18 protein-coding genes and 1 pseudogene are annotated in these 22478 nt (G+C 42.8%); 7 read left to right on the forward strand and 12 right to left on the reverse strand.

Annotation, left to right across the window (positions count from 1 at the left end; translation table 11 throughout):
• Positions 1–137: 137 nt before the first annotated feature.
• Positions 138–680: a GNAT family N-acetyltransferase gene (locus H6G28_RS19360; RefSeq protein ID WP_190595019.1), complete on the reverse strand. Its 543-nt coding sequence runs from the start codon at positions 678–680 to the stop codon at positions 138–140.
• 554 nt (positions 681–1234) lie between these two features.
• Here H6G28_RS19360 and H6G28_RS19365 point away from each other — a divergent pair.
• Positions 1235–1954, forward strand: a complete 720-nt coding sequence (locus H6G28_RS19365) for a hypothetical protein (RefSeq protein WP_062296711.1) — start codon at positions 1235–1237, stop codon at positions 1952–1954.
• Positions 1955–2152: 198 nt separating this feature from the next.
• Positions 2153–3064 (forward strand): alpha/beta fold hydrolase, encoded by a 912-nt coding sequence (locus H6G28_RS19370; protein WP_190595020.1) that lies wholly within the window; start codon positions 2153–2155, stop codon positions 3062–3064.
• Between the two features lie 59 nt (positions 3065–3123).
• On the opposite strand, the gene tsaD is transcribed toward H6G28_RS19370, so the two are convergent.
• Positions 3124–4167 carry a tRNA (adenosine(37)-N6)-threonylcarbamoyltransferase complex transferase subunit TsaD gene (gene tsaD / locus H6G28_RS19375; protein WP_190673274.1) on the reverse strand — a complete coding sequence of 348 codons (1044 nt, stop codon included), beginning with the start codon at positions 4165–4167 and terminating at the stop codon, positions 3124–3126.
• A 176-nt stretch (positions 4168–4343) separates the two neighbouring features.
• On the opposite strand from tsaD, the gene H6G28_RS19380 reads away from it, so the two are divergent.
• Genes H6G28_RS19380 through H6G28_RS19390 form a run of 3 tightly spaced genes read left to right on the forward strand, consistent with a single transcriptional unit; the run spans position 4344 to position 5603 of the window.
• Positions 4344–4838 (forward strand): Photosystem I reaction center subunit III, encoded by a 495-nt coding sequence (locus tag H6G28_RS19380; protein ID WP_190595022.1) that lies wholly within the window; start codon positions 4344–4346, stop codon positions 4836–4838.
• Between the two features lie 39 nt (positions 4839–4877).
• On the forward strand, positions 4878–5027 hold the full coding sequence (psaJ, locus tag H6G28_RS19385) for a photosystem I reaction center subunit IX (RefSeq protein WP_190595023.1): 150 nt from the start codon (positions 4878–4880) through the stop codon (positions 5025–5027).
• A gap of 57 nt (positions 5028–5084) precedes the next feature.
• Positions 5085–5603: a photosystem I reaction center protein subunit XI gene (locus tag H6G28_RS19390; protein WP_190595024.1), complete on the forward strand. Its 519-nt coding sequence runs from the start codon at positions 5085–5087 to the stop codon at positions 5601–5603.
• Positions 5604–5909: 306 nt separating this feature from the next.
• Here the strand turns inward: H6G28_RS19390 and gmk are convergent, their stop codons facing one another.
• The 5 genes from gmk to hetZ form a co-directional block, all read right to left on the reverse strand.
• Positions 5910–6509: a guanylate kinase gene (gene gmk / locus H6G28_RS19395; protein ID WP_190673275.1), complete on the reverse strand. Its 600-nt coding sequence runs from the start codon at positions 6507–6509 to the stop codon at positions 5910–5912.
• 167 nt (positions 6510–6676) lie between these two features.
• A complete protein-coding gene (gene remA, locus H6G28_RS19400) occupies positions 6677–6943 on the reverse strand; it encodes an extracellular matrix/biofilm regulator RemA (RefSeq protein WP_062296698.1) in 267 nt (88 codons plus the stop codon).
• 529 nt (positions 6944–7472) lie between these two features.
• Positions 7473–9785 (reverse strand): transglutaminase TgpA family protein, encoded by a 2313-nt coding sequence (locus H6G28_RS19405; RefSeq protein WP_190673278.1) that lies wholly within the window; start codon positions 9783–9785, stop codon positions 7473–7475.
• Between the two features lie 430 nt (positions 9786–10215).
• Positions 10216–11199, reverse strand: coding sequence for a PatU (locus tag H6G28_RS19410; protein ID WP_190673281.1), 984 nt, complete (start codon positions 11197–11199; stop codon positions 10216–10218).
• Positions 11192–12397: a heterocyst differentiation protein HetZ gene (hetZ, locus tag H6G28_RS19415; protein ID WP_190595084.1), complete on the reverse strand. Its 1206-nt coding sequence runs from the start codon at positions 12395–12397 to the stop codon at positions 11192–11194. The genes H6G28_RS19410 and hetZ overlap by 8 nt, the downstream gene beginning before the upstream one ends.
• 206 nt (positions 12398–12603) lie before the next feature.
• Here hetZ and H6G28_RS19420 point away from each other — a divergent pair, with 206 nt between their 5' ends.
• Positions 12604–13086: a hypothetical protein gene (locus tag H6G28_RS19420; RefSeq protein ID WP_190595083.1), complete on the forward strand. Its 483-nt coding sequence runs from the start codon at positions 12604–12606 to the stop codon at positions 13084–13086.
• A gap of 85 nt (positions 13087–13171) precedes the next feature.
• Here H6G28_RS19420 and sds read toward each other — a convergent pair whose 3' ends face one another.
• Entirely contained in the window at positions 13172–14143 is a 972-nt protein-coding gene (gene sds / locus H6G28_RS19425) for a solanesyl diphosphate synthase (RefSeq protein ID WP_190595082.1), read from the reverse strand.
• Positions 14144–15379: 1236 nt separating this feature from the next.
• Between sds and H6G28_RS37830 the strand changes: the two genes are divergently transcribed.
• A complete protein-coding gene (locus H6G28_RS37830) occupies positions 15380–15598 on the forward strand; it encodes a hypothetical protein (protein WP_242048568.1) in 219 nt (72 codons plus the stop codon).
• 153 nt (positions 15599–15751) lie between these two features.
• Here H6G28_RS37830 and murI read toward each other — a convergent pair whose 3' ends face one another.
• The 4 genes and pseudogenes from murI to H6G28_RS19445 form a co-directional block, all read right to left on the reverse strand.
• Positions 15752–16618, reverse strand: coding sequence for a glutamate racemase (gene murI, locus H6G28_RS19430; RefSeq protein ID WP_190595081.1), 867 nt, complete (start codon positions 16616–16618; stop codon positions 15752–15754).
• A gap of 231 nt (positions 16619–16849) precedes the next feature.
• Entirely contained in the window at positions 16850–18703 is a 1854-nt protein-coding gene (locus H6G28_RS19435; protein ID WP_190673284.1) for an N-acetylmuramoyl-L-alanine amidase, read from the reverse strand.
• Positions 18704–19311: 608 nt separating this feature from the next.
• Positions 19312–21165 (reverse strand): N-acetylmuramoyl-L-alanine amidase, encoded by a 1854-nt coding sequence (locus tag H6G28_RS19440; protein WP_190595079.1) that lies wholly within the window; start codon positions 21163–21165, stop codon positions 19312–19314.
• A gap of 736 nt (positions 21166–21901) precedes the next feature.
• Positions 21902–22231, reverse strand: a pseudogene (locus H6G28_RS19445) (cation:proton antiporter domain-containing protein); the annotation flags it as partial.
• Positions 22232–22478: the final 247 nt, after the last annotated feature.

The raw sequence follows: 22478 nt of genomic DNA on the forward strand, positions 1-22478 counted from the left end.
AGTCTCTAAACTCTAGCCCTTAGTACAGGTTTGCGGAAATAAGCAGACAATAAGAAACTGCTAAAAGGCTTGTGATATGACTATTTCTTTTGCCTTTTTACTTTTGCTTTATTGTACTAGCCTCTAGCCACAATATTTTAGTGAGGATACCAAAACATTCCCTTAATGCCTTCAGGGTCAGTCATAAAACCCATACCCCTATAGAAATCAACTACATGGGGATCAGCAAAGAGAGTCACATTACTGATTTCTTCGCTTCTGAGTTTTTTGAGTACGTATTTCATCAAAGCTTTACCCAGCCCTTTACCTTGAAAGTCTGGATGAACTACTACATCCCAAATCGTGGCATTAAAAGCATGATCTGAGGTAGCGCGGGCAAAACCAATAAGCCGACGTTGGTTTCCTCGTACTTGCCACATCGAGGCGACGAGAAAACTATGCTCTATGGCTTTTTTTACTTTTCGCAAAGGACGACGCGACCAACCAACTGCATCACACAGTTCTTCTAATTCATACAAGTCAATATCTCTCTCTGTGCTAAAAACAATGCGTTCCGCGTTTCGCGCCGCATCACTATTAGCACTAGAGTTACCAATTTCCCCTGTATGTTCTTCAAAGGAAGTTGCTCTATTTGCCGTTACAGATTCAGGAGTACTAAACCAAGTTTTCCAAAAACCCATGCCAACGTGGTTCGGGTAGTATAACTGAATTGGCTACCACTCTTTTAAAGAGATGATACACGTTTTATCAAGTCAGTGCCATCTTTTACCCTACACCCTGAGTTTTTCAGATTTTGTTGGGATCATTTAATGGCAACAGCTTTTAATCGCGTGTTTTGTACCAATCATTTTCAACTTTAGCATTTTGTTGTAAAGTCCAGGGAAAATTCCCCAAAAGGCAAAGTTTTGAGAGTCAATTGTATATATGGCGGTAGTCAGATGTGTTAGGACAATTGGAAAGCTTGAATGCCAGGAATCATCAGACTTTTCCTCCTGACTTCTGCCTTCTGGAGACACTTGCGTGGGCGGGTTGCCCACGCCAGTCGCTACAACGGAGGGAACCTCCGCAACGCGCTGGCTCGACTTGAGCAAAGTGTCCTCCTCCTGCCTCCTGTCTTCTGTTATGTGAATATCGGTATTAACTACTGGTTGTTGGGAATAATGTTTATTACTAGCACCCAGTCCCTAGTCCACAGCCCCCAGGTGAAAACAGCAAGCGAGTCTTACCCCCAACAATGGCTTCTGGTTTAAAATCTTCGACACTGGAACTCCTAAAACGCTTTAACCGAGCGTTCCCCCAGTTTTATGAGCAATTTGTCAGCAGTGAGATTCAACTGCAAAATCTCCGATTAGCTTACCGTCTTTATAAAACCAGACGTGCTGTTATCGAGTTAAAGCCGGAAGGTAGCAAAAGTGCTTTACACTTTGCTTACCGTAACCAGTCCTTTCTCCTCAGTGATATTTTTGGTGTGCTGGCCGCTTATGGCTTGACCATTCACGGTCTGAGTCTGTACGGTCAAATTCGACCACCAATGTTAGTTTTCATCAAACTTTTAGTCTCTCGCGGTAGCAAAGCTTTGACAGAGAAAACCGCAGAAAATGTCTGTCGGGCAATTCGAGAGGCTTTAGGAGGGCGCTTTGAAGTCGAAGAAATGCTGGCAGTAGAATTTAATTTAGATGCTGGCTTAGAACAAGTACAGACTGAGTTTTATGTCGATCCTGTATTTCATCTGCCGGCTTTGGTGATTGAAGCAGATAACCAACCAGGATTGTTTTACAAAGTGATGTACGCTATCTGGCAAGAAGATTTGCTAGTAGTTAACGCGAATTTGTTGGTTTGGCGAGGACGCACGCGGCTGATTCTCTATTTGTTGGGGCCAAACGAAAGCTTAATTCCTGAATATCTCGGACATAAAATTGCCGAAGGAGTCCGACAGCGTTTGTTGGGGAAATAATTCGCTAGTACAAAAAGGCAAAAGGCAAAAGGCAAAAAGAAAAATAACGATAGCACAAGCATTTTAGCAATTCCAGATAGTCTGTTTATTTACACCGACCTGTACTAGCCTCCAGTCTCTAGCCCCTAACCCCTCATCCCTCCCTACATTTTCTGTTCTGTATTTAGTCGTACCCATGCTTGGGGGTACGATATAAATATGGCAACCATAGAAATCTTAGGCGTTCCACACGCATACGAGTTAACGGCTCCCACTGCTTGCCCCCATGCTTTAGTATTTATCCACGGTTGGCTAAATAGTCGTGGGTACTGGCAACCTGTGATTTCCCGTCTGTCCGTAGATTTACAGTGTTTATCTTATGATTTACGCGGTTTTGGTGAGTCCCAATCTCACGCTGAAATTGATGTAAATCGTTTACAAAGTACTGTTGGTTTGACATCCCAATTGCTGGATAGTTCTAATTCCCAATTTGATTCTCTGTATACACCAACTGCTTACGCCCAAGATTTAGCCGCTTTATTACAAGAGCTAAATATTACCAGTGCTTGGTTGATTGGGCATTCGTTGGGCGGGACGATCGCACTTTGGGCAGCTGCTTTACTACCTGATGTGGTTCAAGGTGTAATCTGTATCAACGCTGGTGGTGGGATTTATCTCAAGGAAGCTTTTGAAAAATTTCGTTCAGCAGGTCAGAGATTTTTACAAGTTCGTCCGCGCTGGCTATCTCAAATCCCTTTGATTGATTTGCTATTTACTAGAGACAGTGTAGCCCGCCCTCTAGACCGTTACTGGGCGCGTCAAAGGGTGATAGATTTTGTGGTTGCTGACCCAGAAGCGGCGTTGGGAGCGTTATTAGATTCCACAACCGAAGAAGAAGTCAATCGCCTACCGCAGTTGGTATCACAATTAAAACAGCCTGTATATTTTTTGGCTGGTGCCGATGATAAGGTCATGGAACCGAAATATGTTCGCCATTTAGCCAGCTTTCATCGGCTTTTTCAATACTGTGGTGACAATGTGATTGAAATTTCTAATTGTGGACATTTAGCTATGTTAGAACAACCAGATGCTGTTGCCAGCCATATTCGGGCAATTGTCAGTAATCAGTAGTCAATGGTCAAGAGTTTTGGATAAAGAACAAATGACCAAGGACAAAGGACAAATAACCATTACACTTCATACAACTTCATCACCTGACCCAGCGATAACCGCGACTCTACACCCAAAGTCAAGGGTGAGACATGACCGCGAGATAAATGGTCAGATGCGGCGCAGGCAATCATGGCGGCGTTATCGGTACAAAATTTCAGGGGTGGGAATAAAACACGCAGGTTATGTTGACTGGCGGCGGCTTGCAAGTGCTGTCTCAAGCCACTATTTGCTGCTACTCCACCACCTACAGCAATGGTATTGAGTCCATAGTCCAGGGCGCAAGCGATCGCTCTTTTGGTGAGTGCCTTGGCTACAGTTGCCTGAAAACTGGCTGCTAAGTCTGCCACAGGCACTTGCTCGCCATTTTTGTCAAATTGCTGCACTAACCTGAGTACGGCTGTCTTTAAGCCACTAAAACTGCCATCATAGCGATGAAAACCGCCACCCGGTAAGGAAACTTTTCCTTCCGGTAAGGCAAAAGCTTGGGGATCGCCCTGCTGTGCTAACTTGTCAATTACAGGGCCACCTGGATAACCTAGATTTAACAAGCGTGCTACCTTATCAAAGGCTTCCCCTGCCGCATCATCACGGGTTTCACCCAGGGTTTCGTAGCTACCACAGTCTTTAACATAAATCAAGCTTGTATGTCCGCCTGAAACCAGTAAGCTAAGAAAAGGGGGATCTAAAGTTGGCTCACTCAAGTAAGTCGCAAAAATGTGGCCTTCGAGGTGATGGACTCCCAAAAATGGTTTATTGTGTACGATCGCTAAAGTTTTGGCAGCAGTTAACCCCACCAATAATGCTCCCACCAAACCAGGGGCGCAAGTGGCAGCGATGCCATCAATTTTTGACCAGTCTAATTGTGCCTGTTCCAGAGCTTGGGCGATCGCTTGGTTGATCGTCTCTAAATGCTGGCGTGATGCCACCTCTGGGACAACTCCACCATATTGCTGATGAACTGGAATTTGGGAGGCAATAATACTACTGCGAACTTGACGATTGTTAACAATTGCGACGGCAGTTTCATCACAACTGGTTTCGATTGCTAAAACGGTTGCCATCTGAGGGTTCTACAAAATAACGATTTGTTTGAGAAGCTTTAACTTTTATTTACTTAAACTTTACTCGGTTCCCAGGCAAGAGTATGATGACTTGCTAGTTAGCCAAATAAAGAATGTACAAGCCGCTTCGTTTTGTACAAAAAACTTTTTCTTTTGTAATAAAAGGAAACAACTCCATGCGACGATTGTTTGCTTTGATTTTAGCGATTTGTCTTTGGTTCAATTTTGCTCCCCCAGCGAAAGCTCTAGGGGCTAATCTTACACCCTGCCAAGACAACCCCGCATTTCAAGCACTAGCTAAAAATGCCCGAAATACAACTGCCGATCCCCAATCAGGTCAAAAGAGATTTGAGCGTTACTCTCAAGCACTCTGTGGCCCTGAAGGCTATCCTCACCTGATTGTTGATGGTCGTCTAGACCGCGCTGGTGACTTTTTGATTCCCAGCATTCTCTTTCTTTACATTGCTGGCTGGATTGGTTGGGTAGGTCGTGCTTACCTAATCGCAATTAGAAAAGAATCTGACACCGAACAAAAAGAAATCCAAATCGATTTGGCTTTGGCACTACCCCTAATTGCCACAGGTTTTGCTTGGCCAGCAGCCGCTTTGAAAGAATTCCTTTCTGGCGAATTAGCTGCTAAAGATTCTGAGATCCCCGTTTCTCCTCGTTAGGTTTTGCTTAACTGATTCATTGTTTTGGAGATTAAATACATGGCTGAAAAAGGCGATCAATCATCCTATTTGATTAAATTTATTTCCACAGCACCAGTGGCAGCCACCCTCTGGCTGACAATTACAGCAGGCATTTTGATTGAGTTTAACCGCTTTTTCCCAGACCTACTGTTCCACCCACTGCCATAACCAAAGCATTGGAATTTTAAACTGTTGCATGTGTAATTGAGAGGCGAACATCGAATTATGGCGCAAGCAGTAGACGCATCTAAAAATTCACCCAGCGATGTGAGAAACAGAGAAGTCGTGTTTCCCGCAGGTGGTGATCCTCAGTTGGGTAATCTCGAAACCCCTGTTAATTCTTCTCCCGCAATCAAGTGGTTCATCAATAACCTGCCAGCTTATCGTCTAGGTTTAACTCCTTTCAGACGTGGGCTAGAAGTTGGTATGGCACATGGCTACTGGATATTTGGCCCCTTCGCTAAATATGGCCCACTGCGTAGTGCAGAAAACGCTAACCTAGCAGGCTTATTAGGTGCGATCGCCCTAGTAATTTTTCTGACAGGTGGTTTATCTTTATATGCCAATAGCAATCCTCCCAAAGCCCTGAACAGTGTAACTGGCGCTTCAGCCCCAGATGCTTTCCTATCTAAAGAAGGCTGGAACAACTTTGCTAGTGCTTTCTTAATTGGTGGCATTGGTGGTGCAGTAGTTGCTTACTTCCTAACTAGCAATATTGCACTCATTCAAGGCTTAATCGGCTAATTGGTTTTTGGTAATTGGTAATTAGTGATTAGTAATTCTAATTACTGATTACCATTTGCCAAGCTATGCGGGGCTAGGGGCTAGTACAAAAAGGCAAAAGTCAAAAGTCAAAAGTCAAAAGAAAAAATATTGATACCACAAGCCTTTTAGCAATTCCAGATGTCTGTTTATTTCCGCCGATATATACTAGAGGCTAGTTTTTTTAGAAGTTACATTATCAAAAAATGGATATTCATCAAAAAATTTTAAGGACACATAGAAATATGTGTCCTTAATTATTTGGTGCTAAAAATGCTTGGTGTGTGATTATTCAAATATCGCGGCTTCGATCGCTGCAAGTGCTGTTTCAAAATCGTCATTGACAATTTGAATATCAAATTCATCAGCAGCAGCGATTTCCGCCTTGGCGTGGACTAGGCGACGGGAAATCGCTTCTTCAGAGTCTTGTCCACGGCCACGTATCCGTTTTTCTAATTCATCAAAAGAAGGCGGCAAAATAAAAATGCTGAGAGCATTAGGAAAGGAAGCGCGAATTTGTCTTGCTCCTTCTAACTCAATTTCCAGCACTACTAACTTACCAGACTGAATTTGATTGACTACAGTTTCTCGCGGAGTACCGTAATAATTCCCCGCAAATTCCGCCCACTCTAAAAATTCACCTTGAGCAACCAGTTGTTCAAATTTATTACGGTTAATAAAGTAATAATTTTTGCCATCAATTTCTCCGGGGCGAGGAGAACGAGTTGTCACGGATACAGAATAATACAGTTGCGGATGACGCTGCAACAGCGATCGCATTAAGGTGCCTTTGCCAACTCCACTAGGGCCAGTTAAAACAATTAACTTGCCTGTAGGTGGGCATTCTGTGGTAGTAGCACTAGTCTGGATGGGTAAAACTTGCATCATCCGTTCAACCTGTGAATTAATCAACAATCATGATTTTTGCATTGGAGTTCGTTGTCAGGCTGACCTCGACTCACGAATTTGTAGCACTGGTGACAGAAAACCAGTCTAATTCACATAGTACTGCCGATATGGTGCAAACAGAATAGTCGTTTGTCAACTATCCTTGGTTAATTATCTACCGTATGGTGATCGCGGGAAATCACGAATCGGTTTGCTACCGTTTCGGGCTGAATTGCGGAAAGGATGACATGATTAGAATCGGTGATAATTACAGCCCTTGTCCGACGACCATAAGTTGCATCAATCAGCTGGTTTTTTTCCCGCGCATCGGTGATAATCCGCTTAATTGGCGCAGATTCTGGGCTGACGATCGCAACTACTTTGTTAGCTGAGACAATGTTGCCGAAACCGATATTTATTAATTGAATGTCCATAAAATAACTGAGACTAAATGTGGTACGAGAATCCAGTAAGGATTTTATTTCCATGTTATCCCTAAAAAACTGGAGTTACAACGCATCACATCTAGCTTTCTTTAGTTTTTAGACAAACTATGCTTTTTTTAGCTGTTTATTTGCGAAATATACTGAAAATCCTCCCGTAGGCACATGCGTAATTGTGAGGAAGTAATCTATGGCCGTTGAGGGGGGTGTGGGGAGTGTGGGGAGTGTGGGAGGTGTGGGGGGTGGGGGGGGTGTGGGAGGTGTGGCTTTCAAGGGCAGGTTTTTAAACCTTCGATAAATAGTTGAGAATATTCTCAATTATGAAACGTAGTTTTAACTGTTCAGACAATAATTTTGGTTTTAAAAGCCCAAAAATTTGTCTAATAAAAAAAGCCTGCCCTTGAAAGGGGAGGTGTGGGGGGTGTGGGAGGTGTGGGAAGTGTGGGGGGTGTGGGGAGTGTGGGGGACAAGGGGGACAAGGAGGAATTGGAGAAGATTCTCCCCTCTGCACCCTGCGCCCCTACCTCTTGTGTCCTTTTTTGATTTCTTGCCATTTTTGGCGTAATTGTTGCAAGTTGGGAGTCTGCCCACCATAGCGCCAAGTCACATAAGCCTGACTAATTTCATCGATGACTTGGGCTGTGGCTGGTGGATGATGTTGATATGACACTTGGGCATATTCTAGGGGTGTTTGTGACGGATGCTTACCTAGACCTTTGCTGGCTGTCCATTGCAGCATTTGTTGATAAAGCCTTTCCATTGGTGGTAATTTACTCAACCACCGACTCTTTAACCACTTCCGCCACTGTACCCAACCCAGCCAGCCAAAGAAAGCAATTGTAGTTCCCAAAGTTAAGCCAGTTAACACACCCAGCCAACCTTGAGCGAATAAAGCAAAAAACCAAGCGATCGCTTTAAATATCCAACCCAAGAGTTTCCCAAAGAACGTGTTCAAGAAGCCCGTCACAGGGGAAGGTAGCCACCCAGCCACCCAATTCCAGAATTGCCGCAAAACGCTAAAGGTTTGGGAGTCTTCAACAGAAGGGGGAATTAAGGGATGATTGGGAATGGGGTCAAAGGTAAACCAACCATATTTAGGAAAGTAAACTTCTGTCATTGCGTAAGCATCGGTGTTACGCACAACATACATTCCTGTAAACGGATTAAATTCGCCGGCACCAAACCCCGCCACTAACCGCGCGGGAATCCCAATCGAACGCAGCATGACTGTTAACACAGTTGAGAAATGGTCTGGATAGCCGCCTTGATATTTAAATAAGAAAGCTTCTACTAAATCTTCTTTGTCTCCCAAATAAGGAAACTCCAAGGGATTTTGGGGAATCGAATAATTTTGCTTGAGGTATTGGGCTAGATAAAGTACCTTTTCATAAGTTGCATCTAAAGTTTTTGACACCTTAGATACATTATTGCGATGGTAATTCGCCAGAATTTCTTCAGTTAATTTGCGGACTTTGGGTGAAATTTCTGGTGGAATTTGCAAATAGTATTTTGTAATGTTTTTTGGATAGTTAGTAGTAGCTTTACCTAACACAGTTCGATCGCGGTAAGGTACTTCGGAAATCACTGTGTAAGTCAAGTCTTCCGCTAAAGCAACTGGTGATCGCAGTCCATTTTCCTGATCAACAGCAATAATCGGGGTGGGAAAGTAAATTTCTTTGGGGTAAGACATTGCCGGAATCAAATTCGGCAAATCTGCTACCACTGTATAGGTTTGTACGACTTCTCTGGTTTTAGCGGTGGTGGGAGGTGGAGACAGATAAATTTGATAAGACCAAGGCGATCGCTTGAGGGTAGTAACATTATCATTGCGGGAAATTTCCCAACCCTTACCTGTGTAGCGATCAAATGCTAATACCCGCCAAAAACCTTCCACCTGCGATCGCACCCGCATCACCACCTTGGATGTCATGCTTCCCCGCAGGTTTTGATTCATTTGGCTATTAAAGCCATAATAAAAACTATCGTTTAATTTTCCTGGTTGACCATTTTGACTGTTTTCTGTACCATTGCCTTGATTTTCCGCATTGCCTTGACGCACATAACCAGGATTAATAATACTGCGTCCGGTAAAACTGCCCTTAACTTCAATCGGCGAACTAACGGGAAATGTCCGTAATTGATAACCAGGGAACCGGGGTAGAACCGCAAAAATTCCTAACCCTAGCCCCACAATTAAAGTAAAAAGTAAAAAGTAAAAAAGTAAATATGATTTTAATTGTGATTCTTTTGCCTTTTCCCTTTTAACTTTTGACTCATCTAACCCGATTTGGGAACGATAATTTAAGACTAAAGTTGGTAAGGCGATCGCTAAAAACAACAATAGTACAGGTGCAAAAGCCAAAGTTTGACTCAGGGTTGCCGCGACACCCAACAAAATCAAACCAATCACAATTGAATAGCCCAAATCCTTGCGTCTGGGCATATCAAAACTATGGAGTATTTGCAGTTGAATTAATAACTCTGCTAAAGCCAGCCGCGTATCGTTTAATTCTCCCAGTACTTGCCCAAAGAACGCACCCAAAGACACTAGCATCCCAATGGCGATGCAGAACTTCACGGGAATATTTTGGCTGCGGCGATAGCGGTAACTCCAAATTCCCCCGACAACACTTAAAGGGACAGCCCAAAAACTAAATTTGGTATCGGCGGCAATATCCACCGCCACAATTCCCATCACAATTAACCCAAAAACTAGCACCCGCAGAGGAACCGAATCTTCCACTACCATTACAGGTGCAGTCTGGATATTTTGTCGCCAACTATTAACTATAGGTAGACGCGAAGACCAATCAATCCTGGATAAGTTAAACATTTACAAGGTCAGGTGTAGATGCAGTCAAACAATTTTGGATTTTGGACGGTTCAATCACCAATTTAAAATTGCAAATCTCAAACTGGCTAAGTTAAACTATCTACCTAGTTGTAACTTATATAGCAGTCGAAGTATAAGTGAGGCAATTTAAAAAGCACGAATACCAGGCATAGCAAAGCTTTTAGCTCTGGTTGGTGAGCGACTTGCCTTGAGCGCAGTCGAAAGGAGCCGAACCACTGCCTTCTGCTATAACCTGCCGAAATTCTGGTTCAGATAGCAGTAACTCCCCTCAGCATTCTTTGGGAGTCTCATAGTTTTAGCCCTAATGATCGTTTAAAAAAACGTAGAAGCCCTAATGATCGCTTATTAAAAAAGATAAGCTCCAAAACCACAATAATTTTCTTAATCTCTCAGATGTCTTTGATCTGGACTAGATTGTAGGATTAATCACAAATAACAAAGGCTGTTGGTCTATTTCAGGAAACTCAACTTCTAAAGTATAGGTTGGGTTAAATTCCTGACAGGATAACTCAACATTCAAGCAGCCCGCACTAGAAGACTGAGCCATTGCCAAAGTACCATCAGCTCGCAATGTCACAATTCCTTTGGTGGGTAAATCAGCCTCAACTCGTAATTGAGTGTGTTTGCCACGAGATTGATATTCAACCCGCAAAGTCAACAAACCTTCACTTGTCAACCATTGTCTTTCTACCACTGGACTGTTTGGTGTCACTGGCAGACTTAAATTTTCTAGCAGTTGTTTGGCAGCCATTAAAGACAATGCCATTTGTTGACGCGGTTGTAAATCTGGGTAATCGCTCTCGATGTTGAGTTTTTGATCGAGAACATCCGCAGACCGATAAGTACTTCTGAGTACCAAACCAGCAATATCATTCAGTGCATAAGAAGATTCTTGTGGGAAGAAGTCTTCCACTGCCTGAACTAATTTAGCTCCCAAAGGCAGTGAAGCAGTTAACAGTGTTTGGCACTTTTCTAGTAATTCGCGGAAAACTGTTTCTGGCAAATTAATTGGCAGATTCAGCTTAGATTGTTGTGCTTTCCAACCCCAGGCAGGAACTAAACTGAGCGATCGCTCTTCCAAACGCTCAGGATATTCCATTAATTGTGTTTCCCAAGGAAACAAAGGAGGCTGGTTTTCGATTTCGGTTTGTAAACGACGCTTGAGTACGGCTTGGAAACGGTCTTGCACAGTAGGAATATCTCCCAGTTTAAAGGTTTGGGGTACCCCTCCCAACTCTAGATCGCCACTGGCGAAAGTGGCTGCTTGTTGAAGAGAGTTTTCTACCCCGTCTATTTCCTTAAACTCGACCAGGTTAGACTCACTGGTGTTAACATCATCTGCTAACAGCCAAGTGAGTAATTGGTTTTTTAAGGATTCTGAGTCACTATTCATGAGTAGATGCACCTGATCCGGACACTAATGAGTTACGAATTTCCCAAGCTTGTTCCAGAACCTTAAACCAGCGTTTTTGCAGTTGTGCCATTGATAACCCTAGAGTTTTTGCAATTTTATCGTCGGGTTGTCCTTGCTGTTTTAAGTCGAGTAAAGACCGTTGTTTCTCGTCTAGCTGCGAGGTGTAGGCTTCCCATTGCTGGGGAGTCAACCCCAAATTTGTGTGTAAAGAAGCTTCTAACCATTCGTGTACTAGTTCCCAACGGTGTAATAAAGCGAACCTAATTAAATGATACTTGAAGCGTTGTTGTAAGTAATCTCTCTGACGAGGAGTGAGATTTAAAATTGCCTCAATTTCTTGTGTGGATAAATCTTTAAGTCGGAGAGAGAAATAATCAGCACAATCAGATTGTTGTTTCTGCTCCAAATAACTCATTAACTCGGTAATCACAACCGAACGCAAAGTATCTTCTTCAGGTTCTGGTTCTGCTTGTGTGGCCATTGTAGAACGTAATTGCTGGACTGCGGGTTCTTCCCAAGAACCATCACCATCACCAGAACTACCTTCCGCCGCTTGTTCAATATCAACGCTGGTTTCGGGAGGTTGTTGTTGAGAGAAAGTCTGCGCCCGCAAAATAATTAATTGTTGCTGACGACCAGGTAAGGGAATGCGCCGTTTACCATAGCGTTCGGTAAAGGCCATGTATTCTGCCAATTCCAAGAGAGTTTGGGGACGATAAGTAGTACCCAATTGATTCTCTCGTCGGAAAGCGTTTAATGCTTCTAGATAAAAACTTTGTAGAAAATCTTCTATGATAGTCAGCCGCCCTTGATAGCTTAATTGCTTCTGGGGAGGATTAATGTAACGATAAATAATGGCGCTCAGAGTACTGTGTAATTCAACTCTGCCTCTATTGGAACCCAACTGATAGTATCTCAGACATTGTTGCAGCCGATGTCTGGCTAGGGTCATTGCGGAGCTTTCTACTGCACCGGAAGCTTGGATGCGTTTACTTTCGCTGCAAATTCTGTATACTTCGGTAGTAATACGTGTTGCCACATCATGGCAATTCTGTTCTGAGGCTTTGGTTGATTGCCGAAACTCCTTGTACAGGAGTTGAAAGATCACCTCCACGCCGATAGTATGTTCTCCCAGAAAAGTTGCGGTTGGAATAGTTGCGGTTGCGGCTGAATTCATAGTCTCGGTGTTTAAAAGACCCTAACATATATAGAAACAACCTGTACGACTGTAGGTATTGGCTTTTTGCGTTTTGCCTTGAAGCTAAACGCAGGTCTATCCTGCATTCAGGATATAGCTGATTTTATTATTCCCAACTTGGCGGGAATTTTTCACACTTTAACCTGCTGTGATTGCCATTACCCAAAAGCCGTTGACAAGTCATTATGGATTTAGAAACACAAATTCAATTGCTGATCGACAATGCACCCCGCGATGGTATTTCACCTCATCTTGTTACAGCAATTGCTCCTGCTTTTCGTGCGATCGCTCAACAATTACGCCACTCCCAGTACTATATTCTCCAAAAGGAGGGAAGCTGGGTCTTAACTACATTGAGCCACCGTACAGATCCAAGTTTGGAGAAGCAGGTGATTTACGCTTTTTCTACCATACAGGATGTTTCCCTAATTTCATCTGCTGGGCGAGACCCTCAAGTGGTGGCCACACCCATTGCTGTCACCCATATTTTGTTCCAATTAATTGCCCTAGCACCCGTAGATAGCATAGTTTTTTTAGAAACACCTGGAACATTAGCCCATACTTTTGAAGTGCAGCGTTCCCAGTTGGAAAAAACCATTCAAAAACAACTAAAACAAAGCCTCAAACCCAAAAAAACTTCCAGAAAAATACCACCAGATATTGCTTAAAAAAAATTGGAGTTGGGAATCCTTGGATACATCTCCAATTTTTTGAATCCCAACTCCAACATCAAAACTTTATGATTAAAAATTTTTAATAAAGCCGACTCAACACATATTCAGTGATGTCAATTAAGGCTTGGCGTGATTCTGATGGGGGCAGAATCGCAATGTCTTCAGCAGCCAATTTGGCGTGATGGGCAGCTAATTCCCGCGCTTGCTGTATGCCTTGACTATCGTGAATCAATGCCAAGGCCTGCTCTAAATCTTGTGATTGGGCAAACTGGCGTTCAATCAGCACTTCTAAATATGGTTTTTCCTCTAGGGCGAATAAAACAGGTGCGGTCAAGTTACCACTTTTTAAATCAGAACCTGCTGGTTTACCTAGAGTGTCTGTAGTACTGGTGAAATCTAAGATGTCATCCACTATCTGAAACGCTAAACCCAAATTCCGCCCATAGTTATACAAGTGCTGGGCAATTTCTGGGCTAACATCACTCAGTAATCCTGCGGCTTTGGCACTGTTAGCAATTAATGAAGCAGTTTTGTAATAGCTCTTTTGCAGGTAAGTTTCTATTGCCAAGCCGCTATCAAAGCGGTTCATCCCTTGCTGGATTTCTCCAGTCGCCAAATCCATAATGACTTCGGAGAGGAGTTTGACTACCTCTAAATTGTCTAAATTTGCTAAGTACCAAGATGATTGAGCAAAGAGAAAGTCTCCTGCGAGGACAGCAATGCGATTGCCAAACAAGCTGTGAACAGTCGCTACGCCACGGCGCATCTGTGACTCATCTACCACATCGTCATGCACTAAGCTGGCCGTGTGAATCATTTCTGTGATTTCGGCTAGACGGCGGTGACGCTGGGTGATTTCTTCTTCTAACATTGTCGCCCGCGATATCAGCAGGACGATCGCTGGTCGGATGCGCTTTCCCCCAGCTCCGAATAAATGTTCGGCTGCGGCAAAAAGAATGGGATGGCGATTGCCAACTAGCTGCTTCAGGTTATCGGCTAGTATTTGCAAATCTGCTTCCACAGGGGTAAACAGGGAGGTAGCTGGGGTCATGGATGGCCGGACTCTGGCTTAGGTTACGAAAGTTTACATATCCTATACTCATTTTAAGATAACCATGTGCCAGCGCAAAGTTTTGCTGAGAGAATACTTGCTTTCTCGTTAAATGACAATCACAGCTATTGCCCTACTGTCAAGGCAAACAGGCTGTTTTAGCGGTCTTAAACTTGATGAAAAAAATTTTTGTAGTTCCCAAAGAAATCTGAGAACTGCATCACAGCATGGTTGCTACACAGCATGTTTAAATATACAAACTTATAGTTAATAATTATTAAGCGTAAAATTATCTGCTGCTACGAGTAGATTATATAAAGAAATATAACAAGTCAGTTTGGGAGAATCATAATTTTTATCAATGGTTCTAGCGACGATTCCCGATGAGTGGTTTATGTTTTCTAGACTCAGAATTTTCTGTCTTTTTCAGTATGCTAAGTATATATACAAGTATAAGAAAATTAAATAATTGAGTCGGCTAATTCAGTAAGCATTATTCTTGAGGAATATCTTTGATTTTTACTATAAATTTATATTTAACATCCCTAAACCTGGGTAATAATAACTACATTAACAGGGTGTTAGGTTTTGATGATTTATGCTCCAATAAGACAAAAATAATATTTTTAATCAAAGAAAAACTTGTGGCATCCGTGAATTTAACCTGCTAAAAAATTCAAAATTTAGCCTCAAGTTTGGCTTAAAAGTCAGGTTCATTGTGTTACGCTAAAATGTAGGGATTTTAAATTTTTCAGGTATTGACAGCGTGGAGGTAAAGCACTTTTTGGTGGCGTTACCTGCTCGTTGTTTTGAATCCAGAATAGCTAATTGCCAACAGCATAAAACCAAGAGACTTATTTCTTGTGATTCTGTAGTGGCAGATAAACTTCTTGGGATGGAGTGAAGCGATGTCCTTACAGGATTTCGTTTTCGGCTTGCAGCTTGCGCTGGGAGTCGTGGTATATCCTACCACAGAGGTGTGAAAAGCAATAATGCAGACTAAGTAAACTGCTGAGGAGCGCGGTTAATTATGCCATTTGGCAAATTTACCGTTGTGGGATTTATTGTCTGCAAATAACTTCAATTAAATAGTTAACTTGATTGACCGAAGAGCTTCATAACTCTACGGCAGATTTAGCATAGCAAACTGCGACCATCAAGAATGATCTTGCATGGTTGAAGTTCTACGTATGGGATGAAAATTGATATTTTTCGGGGAAAAAAGTTGGTAGAACAATGATTTACGCTAATATGCCTATGATGATTTTTATTTTAGCTGCTGGGTATTTATTCACTGTTTATCTATTATTAGCACTAGCAAAGCGCAGTAGTCAAAAATCTGTTGCTCAGAATTCTTTCTCAAAATCCAAGAATCATGAGAAACATCAGCAGGAGATATCTGTAACCTCACAAGTAACTGAGGTGGTAAACAGTCACGAGTCAATAGTCACATGAATTATAGGAATAGGGTTTGATTCCCAAATCTACTTGTGTATACAGGGAGTAGGGAGTAGAGAGTGGGGAGTAGGAAAGAAGTTTTATCTGGAATCAAATATGAGTCCTATATATGAAGTATGAAATTTCTGAAGTTTCATACTTCATTTTGGTTTATGAGAGTTGGGAAACAACTGTGTTATTTAAATCTACAACTTCGACCAATGGGGTATGACCTAGCCATTGGACTGCGGACTGAGCAAATTGTTGGGGAGAACCGCTAACAACAAAGCGCGTTGGTAATGGCGGGTGAGTATTAGTTAAGCCCAGCAACTCTAAATCTTGAGAACAAGCACCGACAACGTGAACAGCCGGGTCAACTAATTTGACATAGCTGGGAAGTAGCGATCGCAGTACTGGCGCTAAATGGGGATAATGAGTACAGCCGTAGACTAAAGTATCAATTTCTTGCTGAAGTAAAGGCTCTAAATAAGAACGGGCTACCTCAGTAGTGTAAGGGTCATTGATGCGATTCTGCTCAATCAGTGGGACAAACTCTGGACAGCCAACTTGCCAAACTTGTACTTCGGGGTCAATTTCGAGAATTGCTTGCTTATAAGCATTACTTTTAGCTGTAGCTGGGGTAGCAATTACACCAATGCGCTTACCTTGTTGTACCGCCGCCTTCGCGCCAGGGAGAATTACGCCCAAAATTGGTAGATTAAATTCTTGACGAACAATGTCTAAAGCGAGGGCGGAACTGGTGTTACAAGCCATCACTACCATTTTGACTTTTTGCTGCTCCATCCAAGAGAGAATTTCGCGCACAAACTGAAGAATTTCGGCTTGAGAACGAATCCCGTAAGGTAGCCTCGCTGTATCACCAAAGTAAATAATCGATTCGTTTGGTAGTTGGCGGTAAATTTGTCGCAGTACCGTTAACCCACCCACACCACTGTCAAAAACCCCGATAGGGGCGCGTTGAGGTTCTTTATCAGAAAAATCGTAAAGATTACCTTCAAAAATGGAAGATGAATACACAGGCAGATATTGATTTAGGTTTTAGCAATTAAAATACAGAATTTAGCAGACAATTTGTGAACTGACTAGTTTGGCAAATAGAACTCAGGAGTCAGAAGTCAGAATAAGTGAAAGATTTTTCTACAAATAGCGGGTTTAAGACCTCTACTGATTAATTCTGACTGCTGAACTTCTGCAAATATCACCTCATTAATTAAAAACTTGTACTATATTTTGAGATTGGTTGTATTCTTACCTTTGGCGTAAGTACTTGAGAATACCACGCGCGATCGCTTCTGCCATGCGATTTTGATATTCTGGAGAACCTAAGCGGGGATTATCTTCTCGACCAGTCATATAACCTGTTTCTACTAAAATCGAGGGCATAGAACTTTTTCGCAAGACATAAAATCGCGCTTTGCGTGTGCCTCGGTCTTTAATTGTGCCAATATCTTCCAGAATAGTTTTACGAACTACTTCAGCTAAAGCATAACCACTATCGTAGTAATATACTTCTAAGCCATTCACATCAGGGCGATTATCTACAGAATTAGCATGGATACTCACAAATAAAGTTGCATTGGCGCGTTCAGCAATATCTACTCTTCCTTGAAGTTCAACAAAAAAGTCAGCATCTCTGGTGAGGACTGCTTGTACACCATTGCGCTCTAGAATTGCAGCGACTCGTTTACCAATGGGTAAAATCACATCTTTTTCTAATAATCCGCCCAAACCAGGAGCGCCAGAATCTTTACCACCATGTCCAGGGTCAATCACTACTATAAGTTTACCTTTGGGGACTGGGTTTGGCGGTGTTACTGAGATATTGTCAATTGGAGGTAGAGGCGGAAAACCTATTGGTGGTGTAGCTGGGCGAGTGCGTTGTAACTGTACAGCCAACAACTGATTACTAACTTGGTTGACTTCCCCAATTTGGACTCCCGCAGCTGGTTGAATCAAAATATTGACAGAATCATCTTGGGGTTGCAAACGTACCCGCAAAATGGGACTATTGGCATTTAAAGTAGGGCCGATAACTCTGGGGGCTAATTGAGAATTGGCGATCGCAATCCGAAATAAACCAGAGGATCGATCCCAGCCACCCCTAGCAGATACAGGTCTGTTAGAGCGAATTAACAGTTGTGTGCCATTCTCAGCTAACTCCACCGCTTGAATGATGGCGGGTGAATCATTAACTTGGGAAATGACATTGCTATCGCTATTTCCTGGTAACTTCCCTAGCCGATTTGGTATAATTACAAACCCGCCAACGCTACTATTACTGGCTCGCCAGTCGGGACTATTGGGTTCCACATACAAAGTTATGCGGGCTGTTGGTTGTCTGGTTTGTAACTGAGAAAATTGAATCCGACTCACACCATAACGATTCACCGATAAATCTTGTGATGATAAAGCAGAAGACAAAGACGCACCAGCAATATCGATATGAACTGCGCGTTTGTCAGAACTGCGATTTACCTGAATCTGGGGATTACCACCGTTAGTCCGAACAAAAAAACCATCGCCGGTGACTCGCAAACTTTCTAGTTGAGTTACAGCCGCGAGAGTGTTACCCAGGGGTCTGGTATTTGATGTTACTGGGTCGGGTTTGACAACAGAATAGATATTTCTGGAGGGAAAGTTGGAATTAGGTGTTGTTTCTAAAGGCTGGGGTTCTGGCTGGAGTGAAATATCTGCTGATGAAGTAATGGGTATGGTGGTTGGTGTCGGTAACTGTACTAACCAACGACTACCATTAGTAGGAATAAATTTGATTGCTTGGGGGTCAATAGTATAACCAGGAGCCAGTTCGACAACAATTCTGGCTGTTTGGGGGTCAAATTGTCCCACCCGAATTGAACGCACTGCGCCACCAACAGGTTGTGTTAATTGTGGTCTGCCAAAATCTGTATCTGGTAAATCGATTACCAAGCGAGTGGGATTGAAAATGAGTTGGGCTTTGGGTTGAACCGCTCCCAAAGTATTAAATTCTAAGCGGTTTTGCCTAGCATCAAAGCGCCAAGATTCCAGCTTTGCTGCCAAAGCAGGTGACGATAGTAAAAAGATTGTTCCAATAGTACCGGTGAGTAACCAGTGTAGTTTCACAGTCATTTCTCCTAATTTCTGTTCCTAGAAGCAGTCAATATGTCCACGTATCTATTGGTAAATCCTCACACCGTCACCGCCAAACTTAGTTTTAACTCTAGAAGTTAGAAGTCTGTATGGTGGACATTGTTCATCAGAACTTCTGTAACAGCCAGTAATTATCTGCTGGCACTCAAGACAATAAATACTTTCAGTCAATATACGTAAAATCAGTAGGAATTAGTTTTGAGTTGTTTGATGGCTGATTATCAATGTACCCAAAAAGTTATTGCTACTATCAAATGGCTACGGGAAATCTGGTGACATTTAATTTAGCATTTTGAGCAGAAAGCGATATGTAAATGTATCTACTAGTACTAAAAAATTAGTTCTCACTCAAAAAGTGAGAACCGATCATTTTCATCAGTGATATTACAGTCAGATTTTGCTTGGTATCAGCAAGATGACGATGAAGCAGACAAAACTATGAGTTATTCATCGGATTAGTTAAGTATTTCTACTAAAATTTGCTAACTATCGCAGTCCTCAATGAATTACAAAAAATCTACTCCCCACTCCCTGCCCACACAAGTAAATTTGGACATCAAACCGGATTGCTAGATGATGATTTATCTCCGTTTGAGGTACTGGAGTATACCACGGGCAATCCCTTCTGCCATTTGATTTTGATAAGCTGAAGTTCTTAACTTCGCAATATCTTCCCGACCAGTTAAATAACCAGTCTCGACCAAAATTGAAGGCATCGAACTTTTTCTCAGGACAAAAAATCTGGCTCGGCGCACACCCCGATCTCGGACATTCAGACTTTGCAGAATACTGTTATGTACCACCCGCGCCAGGCCCAAACCACTGTCATAATAATAAGTTTCTAAACCACTGACATCGGGACGACCAGCACCGGCAGAATTAGCGTGGATACTGACAAACACATCCGCGTTGGCTCTCTCTGCTAATTGGACTCGTCCAGGAAGAGTCACAAAATAGTCAGAATTGCGCGTCATAATCACCTGTACACCATTTTGCTGTAAGATTTCCGCCACCCTTTTGCTAATGGGGAGAATGATATCTTTCTCACGGATACCACCAATACCGATTGCACCGGGGTCTTTACCGCCATGTCCGGGGTCAATCACAACTACAACTCTGCCTTTGGGGATGGGGCGTGTGTTAACTGGAGGTCGGGAAGGAGAATTTTCATTGGGGTCTGGTAATTGGCCTCTATCTGAAGGAAAAGGTAACGTACCAGGAACCGTAACAACACTGCGTGAACCTTGTAATTGCAGTGCTACTTCGTCATTATTTTGGTTAATTTGCCCAAATCGTATTCCCGCCGCAGGTTGAACTAAGATAACCACCGTGTTCGAGTCTGGTGTTTGCAGGCGCACCCGCAAAATGGGACTGTTGGCATTAAATGTGGGGCCTTTAATCCGGGGTGCTAATTTAGCATCATTGATCGTGATGCGATACAACCCAGAAGTTCTATCCCAGCCACCCCTAGCAGTTATGGTTTGGTCGGCTCGAATTAAAAGTTGCTTATTATCATCAGACAGTTCGATAGCTTCAATTGTGGCTGGTTGGTCACTGACAATGCGGCGAGTGGGGGGAGAATATTCGGGTTGATTATCAGAGGAGTTATTTCTTGGTAAGCTGGCAAATCGGTTGGGTAGAACGATTAAACCAGTCGCACCGCTTCTAGCTGCTCGCCAGTCTGGACTATTTTTATCTACTCGCAAAGTCATCCGAACTGCTGGGGGACTGGTTTGGAGTTGGGTAAATTCTACACGACTTACGCCATGCCTGTTAACGCTGAGGTCTCGCTGCGCCAAATTTGTGGATAAAGTGGCGCTGGAGATATCCATAAAAATTGTAGAGCGATCGCGGCTCCGATTCACCCTAATTTGAGGATTGCCGCCACTAGTCCGAATAAAAAAACCATCACCTGTCACTTGTAAGCTGTCAATTTGAGTGCTGCTTTGTGTTGTGCTGCTTACTCTTGGCAATGGTGGTCTTGTATCTGAGTCTAGGCTGGTGACTACGTTGTAAACATTATCTGCGGAAGAATTTACAGGCTCTAGTCTGGGTCTGGGTAATTGTACCCTCCAACGACTGGGCGTTATCCCGACAAATTTTATCCCTTGGGGGTCAAGAGTGTAACCAGGAGCCAGTTCCACCACAATACGGGCTGTTTGGGGGTCAAACTGACCAACACGAATAGCCCGAACTGCCCCGCCTACAGGTTGTGTTAACTGTGGTCTGCCAAAGGTTGTGTCTGGTAAATCAATAACCAAGCGTGTGGGATTGAAAATGAGTTGTGCTTTGGGTTGGACACCCCCAGAAGTATTAAATTCCAGACGGTTTTGCTGGGCATCAAACCGCCAAGACTCCAGTCTGGCAGCCAACACTGGCGAAGACAGTAAGCAGATCATCCCAACCGTACCGGGTAGTAACCAGTGTAATTTCACAATCCTTTCTCCTGATTCACATTCATGGAAGTCAATATCTCAAAAATTTGCATAAATTGTGCGCCAGTTACGAAATAATTTTGAGATTTGACCTGAACTTTTTTTTGGGTTAAAGAAACAATTAATAACAGGTAACAGGTGACAGAGTGTAAGTTATTTTCAGGTCTAAATTTGATTCTCTGTGGATTTCCTAACTACCTTGGCTATTCTACGCGAACTACTATGAGAGGCAACACAAATATAACCAGACAGTTCTGGTTTCGGTCAATTCTTGTTAATTGTGTTTTTTTGAATGAGCCAACAATTTTAGGAATAACAAATTTCAACTCGGTTTTAAAGATATTGCAATATTGGTAATTACTAGTTTTTAGTCACTATGAACATACTGGGATAAAGATGATTAATCAGGTAAGTTTGGTAACAAATTAAGTTCTCAAAGTTAAGAATCAATAGGCACAATCGCAGAGAAACAACGATATCAGAGGACGCAGATTCTGAGATAGAAGTTTCCTGTCATGTCACTATTCAGTACCCAGGAGTCAGAAGTCAGAATTTAGAGGTATCTAGTAAATTAGTCAGTTAATTCATCAAATATTTCTCCTATTCTTTAAACCTTCTGGCTCCTGGATTCTGACTCCTGAATTCTTACCCTGTCATTAACTCAGGGATGAGGAAATCAGCAAGGAGGAAGTAGATAATTTGATTGCCACCTTTCTGTTTCCTAGCCTCCAGTTACTCAGCTTTCATCTTGAATTAATTGTTCGGAGTCAGTTGCTACTTTTTGGGAATCGGGAAGTACGAAACGTAACACAGGCGGAGCTAAAAAAGTTGTGAGGATAACCATCATAATAATTGCCGCCCCCAATGATTTTGAGAGAACGCCACTAGCTGCGCCGACACCAGCAAATACTAATCCAACTTCTCCTCGTGGAATCATCCCTACACCGATCGCCAAACGATTGATTTGGGGTTGACCAGACACGCTCAAACCTGTAATCACTTTACCAATAATGGCTACTGTAATCAGGAAAATCGCCATAATTAAACCTTCGTGGTTACTGGGAATGACTAACTCGCCACGGGTTTTGAGTTGATTTGCGATCGCCACAAATATTTTATTGAACACATAATATAAGCGATCGCACCACCGACAAGTTCGCCGAACACAAGTGGTAAACCAAGGCGCTTGGATAACTCTCCACCAACTTTGCTGGCGACTTATTCAAAACCCTTACCCTGGATTTCTCTCTTATGAGAAATCCAGAGGTGTGGGAGGAGTGGGAGGATAGTTAAGAAATCTTTCTCCCCTCTCT

It is taken from the genome of Nostoc sp. FACHB-190 (assembly GCF_014696905.1).
Taxonomy (GTDB): domain Bacteria; phylum Cyanobacteriota; class Cyanobacteriia; order Cyanobacteriales; family Nostocaceae; genus Nostoc_B.

Bases quoted from the DNA above. Each gene is read 5' to 3' on its own strand.
- H6G28_RS19360 (WP_190595019.1), bottom strand. From the start codon at position 680: ATGGGTTTTTGGAAAACTTGGTTTAGTACTCCTGAATCTGTAACGGCA.
- H6G28_RS19365 (WP_062296711.1), top strand. From the start codon at position 1,235: ATGGCTTCTGGTTTAAAATCTTCGACACTGGAACTCCTAAAACGCTTT.
- H6G28_RS19370 (WP_190595020.1), top strand. From the start codon at position 2,153: ATGGCAACCATAGAAATCTTAGGCGTTCCACACGCATACGAGTTAACG.
- tsaD (WP_190673274.1), bottom strand. From the start codon at position 4,167: ATGGCAACCGTTTTAGCAATCGAAACCAGTTGTGATGAAACTGCCGTC.
- H6G28_RS19380 (WP_190595022.1), top strand. From the start codon at position 4,344: ATGCGACGATTGTTTGCTTTGATTTTAGCGATTTGTCTTTGGTTCAAT.
- psaJ (WP_190595023.1), top strand. From the start codon at position 4,878: ATGGCTGAAAAAGGCGATCAATCATCCTATTTGATTAAATTTATTTCC.
- H6G28_RS19390 (WP_190595024.1), top strand. From the start codon at position 5,085: ATGGCGCAAGCAGTAGACGCATCTAAAAATTCACCCAGCGATGTGAGA.
- gmk (WP_190673275.1), bottom strand. From the start codon at position 6,509: ATGATGCAAGTTTTACCCATCCAGACTAGTGCTACTACCACAGAATGC.
- remA (WP_062296698.1), bottom strand. From the start codon at position 6,943: ATGGACATTCAATTAATAAATATCGGTTTCGGCAACATTGTCTCAGCT.
- H6G28_RS19405 (WP_190673278.1), bottom strand. From the start codon at position 9,785: ATGTTTAACTTATCCAGGATTGATTGGTCTTCGCGTCTACCTATAGTT.
- H6G28_RS19410 (WP_190673281.1), bottom strand. From the start codon at position 11,199: ATGAATAGTGACTCAGAATCCTTAAAAAACCAATTACTCACTTGGCTG.
- hetZ (WP_190595084.1), bottom strand. From the start codon at position 12,397: ATGAATTCAGCCGCAACCGCAACTATTCCAACCGCAACTTTTCTGGGA.
- H6G28_RS19420 (WP_190595083.1), top strand. From the start codon at position 12,604: ATGGATTTAGAAACACAAATTCAATTGCTGATCGACAATGCACCCCGC.
- sds (WP_190595082.1), bottom strand. From the start codon at position 14,143: ATGACCCCAGCTACCTCCCTGTTTACCCCTGTGGAAGCAGATTTGCAA.
- H6G28_RS37830 (WP_242048568.1), top strand. From the start codon at position 15,380: ATGATTTACGCTAATATGCCTATGATGATTTTTATTTTAGCTGCTGGG.